The 4,058-nt window shown below is 46.4% G+C and carries 4 protein-coding genes; all 4 read right to left on the reverse strand.

Annotated elements, in window-relative coordinates; genetic code table 11:
• Window positions 1-143 precede the first annotated feature (143 nt).
• A complete protein-coding gene (locus WA010_RS00740; protein WP_422555265.1) occupies window positions 144-920 on the reverse strand; it encodes an enoyl-ACP reductase in 777 nt (258 codons plus the stop codon).
• Window positions 921-923: 3 nt separating this feature from the next.
• Window positions 924-1,817 (reverse strand): 4-hydroxy-tetrahydrodipicolinate synthase, encoded by an 894-nt coding sequence (dapA, locus tag WA010_RS00745; protein WP_422555266.1) that lies wholly within the window; start codon window positions 1,815-1,817, stop codon window positions 924-926.
• Window positions 1,814-3,115 carry a M16 family metallopeptidase gene (locus tag WA010_RS00750; RefSeq protein ID WP_422555267.1) on the reverse strand — a complete coding sequence of 434 codons (1,302 nt, stop codon included), beginning with the start codon at window positions 3,113-3,115 and terminating at the stop codon, window positions 1,814-1,816. Before WA010_RS00750 ends, dapA begins: the two co-directional genes overlap by 4 nt.
• A partial coding sequence (locus WA010_RS00755; protein ID WP_422555268.1) for a quinone-dependent dihydroorotate dehydrogenase occupies window positions 3,112-4,058 on the reverse strand: 947 nt, incomplete at its 5' end. The genes WA010_RS00750 and WA010_RS00755, both read right to left, overlap by 4 nt.

Genomic DNA, 4,058 nt, shown 5'->3' on the forward strand with positions numbered 1-4,058 from the left:
AGAGGGTGGAAATAACATTCCGTACGATCTTAGGTGATCCATGACAAACTCGTTTTTATTCACCCTCTGTTTCTCTCGCACCTTACAAGTTTACCTCTTTTTGGCACTTCTTAAGTATACGATGACGGAGAGAAGAGCGGAGATTATCTAAAGGTAGTCCCACCATCGACAACCAAGGTGTGACCTGTGATCCAACTGGCTTCATCCGTGCAGAGGAAATAAACTGCTCCTGCAATATCCGCAGGTTCACCCATACGATTTAGTGCTGAGCGTTTGATCGTTTCAGCTTTTACCTCTTCGTAGTTGGTGAACGCTTTGAGTGCATCAGTGTCGATCGGTCCGCCGGAGACGGCATTAACACGGATGTTCATCTCTCCGAGCTCTACCGCCGCATAGCGTGCCATTGCTTCAACGGCAGCTTTGTTGGTTCCGTGACCTGCGTAGTTTTCGATGTAGATGAGATTACCTGTGCTTGACATGGTGACAACTGCACCTCCGCCCACTTTTTCCATCCGTTTTGCCGCTTCTTGGGTTCCGACGACAAAAGCGTTGACGGTTGCGGTGTAGATGTTGTTCAAACCGCGTGGTTTGAGACGCATAAACTTACCGTATCCGCCGACCACGGGACGACCGTAGATCATCGCGTTACTAACGAAAAAGTCAACACGGTCAAAATCGACATCGATTGCTTCAAAGAGAGGTTTAAATTCATCGGTTTCTAAGATATTGAGAGGATAAGCACGGGCTTTGATACCGTATTTGCTCTCCCACTCTTGGGCTAAAATAGCGGCTGTTTCGCCGTTAGAGTTGTAGGTAAATGCGATGTTAACACCCTGCTGTGCAAATTTTTCAGCGATGGCTTGTCCGATCCCTTTGGTGGCTCCCGTGATTACGAGTGTTTTGCCCTTCATATTTGACATTCTTTATGCTCCTACAACGTTGTAATTTTTTAGAACTTCTTCAAGTTTTTTCATATTCTCATTGCTTGGTGCAACGAGAGGGAGGCGATACTCTAACGTATCGATGAGTCCGGCGATATACATCGCCGCTTTGATCATCACCGGATTGGACTCTAAAAAGAGGGCTTTATTGATCGGGAACAATGCATCATTGAGTGCTTTAGCTCCACTCAGATCCCCTGAAAGGGCTTTGGCTACAAGCTGGCTTTTTAGATCAGGTAGGAGGTTAGAGGTGACCGAAGTAATCCCTGCTCCTCCACAGGCTAAAATAGCGTAATCGATAGCGTCATCTCCGCTAAAGACTTTGAGCTCAGGTCTGCGAGAGAGGAGTTCGATGGTGCGCTCGATACTCCCCGTCGCCTCTTTGATCCCGTAAATATTTTTCACATCATCAAAAAGGCGGATAACGGTATCGGCACTGATGTCGACGACGGTGCGTCCTGGGACATTGTAGAGCATAAACGGCAGTTCCGGTACTGATTCTGCGATCGCTTTGTAGTGCTGATACAATCCCTCTTGGGATGGTTTATTGTAGTACGGTGCTACGGAGAAAATAGCATCAACACCACATTTTTGTGCTGTAAGAGCTGCTTCGATTGCTTCGGCGGTAGAGTTGCTTCCGGCACCCGCCAACACTTTAGTGGACGTACCTTTACAAACCTCTACGGCGATTTCCATACAAATACGGTCTTCGTCGTAGGTGAGGGTTGCGCTCTCTCCTGTTGTCCCTACCGGACAGATGGCATTAATCCCATTTTTAATTTGACGTTTGATTAGATCAGCGTATTTTTGCTCATCCAATTTTCCGTTTTTAAAAGGGGTTATCAGGGCTGTGGTTGAGCCTGTTACTAGATTCATTTTTGTCCTTTTCGTAGGATTAGCGTTGTTGATTTTTCAGGAACCAAATAGGTTTTTGCGACATTTTGGATCTCTTTAGGATTCAATGACTCAATCGCCGCTTCATACTTCATCAATGGAGAAATATCTCCGCGAGCTAGGTAGCTTCCGAATAAATCGGCAACCGATGTTGAACTCTCTAACGAGTAGATGAAATCGGCTTTGGTGTTGATTTTGACCTTATCCACTTCAGCTTGCTCAACCGGAGTTTTTTGGAGGGCATGGATAATAGTCCAAATCTCTTTTTCTACCTCTTCAGCTTTGACTCCGTTGTTGCACACCGCTAAAAAGAGGAATACACCCGGATCGATGTTTTCCATATTGTAGGCATAAATTTGATTCACGAGCCGTTTTTCATCGACAAGAACACGGTTCAAGCGTGAGCTTTTCCCTGAACTGAGCATTTCACTCAGAGCGGAGAGTTTCGGTTGATCGGCATGTTGGAAATTCGGGATTGGGAAGCTGATCGCGAGCATCTCCACTTCGCTCTCTTTGTTCACTTCGACTCGGCGTGCACCATCTTGTTCAGGCTCAATCACGGTTTTTTGTGGAATATCGAGGGTGTTGGCAACGGAACCAAATTGTTTTTCTGCCTCTGCAAATACGCTAGAGGGTTTAATATCCCCTGTTACGATCAAAATAGCGTTTTTCGGCTGATAATAGGTTTCGTGAAATGAGCGGATATCTTCTAACGTCCACGTTTGGATATCGTTCATAAATCCGATCGGCGTCCAGTGGTAGGGGTGATAGACGTAGGCACTGTTAAAGAGACGGAAATAGAGATACCCCATAGGATTGTTATCGGTTCTCCAGCGACGCTCTTCAGCGACAACATTACGCTCTGGTTGGAATTCTTCATCTTTGAGGTTAAGATTTTGCATCAATTCAGAGAAGAGGGAGAGTGATTTTGGGAGGTTCTCTGAGCTTGATTTAATGTAGTAGTGGGTGTAGTCAAATCCGGTGGAGGCGTTGTTCATCCCCCCGACACTTTTCACCTCTTCGTCAAACTCGCCCGCTTTGAGGTTTTTGGTTGATTTGAAATTCATGTGCTCCAGCATGTGTGCGATACCACTTTTACCCATCACTTCGTTACGACTTCCCACTCTATAAAAAATATCGGTCGAGATAACGGATGAGCCGTTATCCATCGGGATGGCAACGACTTGCAATCCGTTGGATAGGGTGGAAGTTTCATAATGAGGGAGCGATGAGGCCATTAGGGTTCCTAGAGACAAAATTGTTGCAATGATGATTTTCATTGCCGATCTGCGCCGATTGCTTCACTAATCGAGCTAAAGCCATCCGATGCTAAAAGGTCGATTAAACCGCTGTTGATCTCTTCGATCACTTCAGGCCCTTTAAAAATCAACGAGGTGTAGATTTGCACCAGTGAAGCACCGGCTCGGATACGTCGGTACGCCTCCTCAGGTGTGCTAATCCCGCCGACACTGATGAGGGTTGTTTTGCCATAAAGTTCACGTGCAATCGCATCGAAAATGTAGAAACTTCGCTCGCGCAATACTTCGCCGCTCAGTCCCCCCATATCTTCGGGTTCGGAAACAAGCGAATAATCGATGGTTGTGTTGGTCGCGATGATACCGTCTGCTCCGCTCTCAACAGCGTGAACACAGAGTGCTACTGCTTGATCTTCCGACATGTCAGGGGCGATTTTGAGCAAAATAGGTTTATTGGTGAGCGCTTTGGCTTCGGCGAAGAGTTGGGAAATGAACGATTCGTTTTGGAGATCACGCAATCCCGGAGTATTCGGAGAGGAGATATTGATGACCATATAATCGGCATACTCATGGAGTGCTTTGATGAGGGTGGTGTAATCTTTGATCGCTTTGTCATCGGGGGTGATTTTATTTTTACCGATATTGACACCGATAGGGGTGCTGAAAGGGTAGATATTTTTGAGACGGTGAGAGATACGGAAAAGGCCGTCATTGTTGAATCCCATCGCGTTTTGTAGGGATTCTTCTTCGATGTGTCTCCATAAACGGGGACGTGGATTTCCCTCTTGAGGTTTTGGGGTGAGGGTACCGATTTCAGTGAAACCAAATCCCATAGACATGATACCGTGAAACATCGTCGCGTTTTTATCAAACCCAGCCGCAAGACCGACAGGGTTTAAAAAGGTACGTCCAAAAAGCTCTTGGGTAAGGGAAGGGTGGGAGACAAAATGTTTCGCCATCCAGCCGT

It is taken from the genome of Sulfuricurvum sp. (assembly GCF_049305995.1).
GTDB lineage: Bacteria > Campylobacterota > Campylobacteria > Campylobacterales > Sulfurimonadaceae > Sulfuricurvum.